The sequence below is a fragment of the Streptomyces coacervatus genome (assembly GCF_029223485.1).
In the GTDB taxonomy this organism is placed as follows: domain Bacteria; phylum Actinomycetota; class Actinomycetes; order Streptomycetales; family Streptomycetaceae; genus Streptomyces; species Streptomyces coacervatus.
In genome coordinates this window covers 1-1,853 of sequence record NZ_JARHTP010000057.1, presented here as the reverse complement: position 1 = coordinate 1,853, position 1,853 = coordinate 1, and the positions used below count along the sequence as shown (strand labels likewise).

Here is a 1,853-nt window from a genome sequence, read left to right as displayed (position 1 = left end):
CCAGGAGGCCCTAATTCCTTGTGAACAGCTCCAGTAGCGGGGACCACACTCGCGCCGGACTGTTCGAGCGCGGGGCTACGACGCCTTTCTGGACCCGGGCCGTTGAAGCCTCCACTGAGAGCGGTGTGGGCCCCGATGCTCATGGTGGTGGTCGTGTGGGCTGTCGGACGGACGCCTTAGGAGGCCCTGGCCTCGACGTCTCACAACAGAGCGGCGGCGTTCGACGTCCTCGCGGCCACCACCGTAAAGCGAGGGGCTGGCGCTCGTGGGCGCCGGGCGGACGCCTGTGCTCTACCTGGCCACGATACCTCCGTGCAGAGCGGCGATGCCCGGCGCCGTCGAGCGTCAACACCCCTTGTCCTGCTCACTCGTTGGTGCTGGTGGTGCGAGCCCACCACACGGTGACCTCTCGATACGCCCGAGCCGTCCGAGCTCCCGCACAGACCGAGGCCCGCGTGGTGCGCTGGTGCCACGAACGGCTAGTGAGGTGGCGGACCAGCCCGGTGGACTGAGTCCTGGAATTAGGTCGCTGCGTGGCCCGCATGTGCTCGTGACCAGCACAGACACCCGTGCCATGGGGAGGGAACATCTTGATCTACTGCGGAATCGACTGGGCCGAGAAGACACACGACGTCGCCTTGGTCGACGACAGCGGGGAGTTACGGGCCAAGCGTCACATCACCGACGACGCGGCGGGCTACAAGCTCCTGCTGGATCTGCTCGCCGAGTTCGGCGACACCGAGGAGGATCCGATCCCGGTTGCCATCGAGACCTCTCGCGGCCTGCTGGTCGCGGTGCTGCGCACCGGCAAGCGGCAGGTATTCGCGATCAACCCGCTGGCTGCCGCACGCTACCGCGACCGGCACAGCGTCTCGCGCAAGAAGTCCGACCCCGGCGACGCCCTGGTCCTGGCGAACATCCTGCGCACAGATATGCACGCCCACCGGCCCCTGCCAGGCGACAGCGATCTGGCCCGCGCCATCGCCGTCCTTGCTCGTGCCCAGCAGGACGCCACCTGGAACCGCCAGCAGATGGCCAACCAGCTCCGCTCCCTGCTGCGCGAGTACTACCCTGCCGCTCTGGACGCCTTCGCGACCTGGCAGAACGGCCTGTGTCGGCCCGAAGCCCGCGAGCTCCTCAAGGCCGCGCCGACCCCGGGCAGGGCCGCGAAACTGACCCGTCCGCAGATCGCCGGCGCACTCAAGCGAGCCGGCCGTAAACGCGGCATCGAGGCCGAGGCCGAGCGGATCCGTGAAGTCTTCCGCGGTGACTTCGCCCACCAGCCGCCCCTGGTCGAGGATGCGCTCGGCCAGCAGATGCTCGCCCTTCTGGGCCAGCTGGAGGCCGCCTGCGTCGCCACCGACGACCTCGCCAGGGCGGTGGAGGAGGCGTTCCCTCAGCACCCGGACGCTGACGTGATCCTGAGCTTCCCCGGGCTCGGCACCCAGCTCGGCGCCCGGGTACTCGCCGAGATCGGGGACGACCGCACACGGTTCGACCACGCTCGCGGCCTGAAAGCGTATGCGGGCTCCTCGCCCATCACGCGGGCCTCCGGAAAGAAGTCGAGCATCACCCGCCGGTGGGTCAAGAACGACCGGCTCAACCACGTCGGCTACCTCTGGGCATTCTCCGCGATCACCGCCTCACCCGGCGCCAAGGCGCACTACCGGCGACGCCGCGACGAACATGGAGACTGGCACGCGGCCGCCCAGCGCAACCTCTTCAACCGCATGATCGGCCAGCTCCACCACTGCCTCCAGAAACACGAACTGTTCGACGAACAGACCGCGTTCCCAACCCAACTTGCCGCCGCAGCTTGACACTTAGCCGCGTGAGGTGTCTGTTGCCGCAGT

The 1,853-nt window shown here is 68.3% G+C and carries 1 protein-coding gene; it reads left to right on the top strand.

Going from position 1 to position 1,853, the window contains the following annotated elements:
- Positions 1-590: 590 nt before the first annotated feature.
- A complete protein-coding gene (locus P2Q00_RS50540) occupies positions 591-1,820 on the top strand; it encodes an IS110 family RNA-guided transposase (RefSeq protein ID WP_439145912.1) in 1,230 nt (409 codons plus the stop codon).
- Positions 1,821-1,853: the final 33 nt, after the last annotated feature.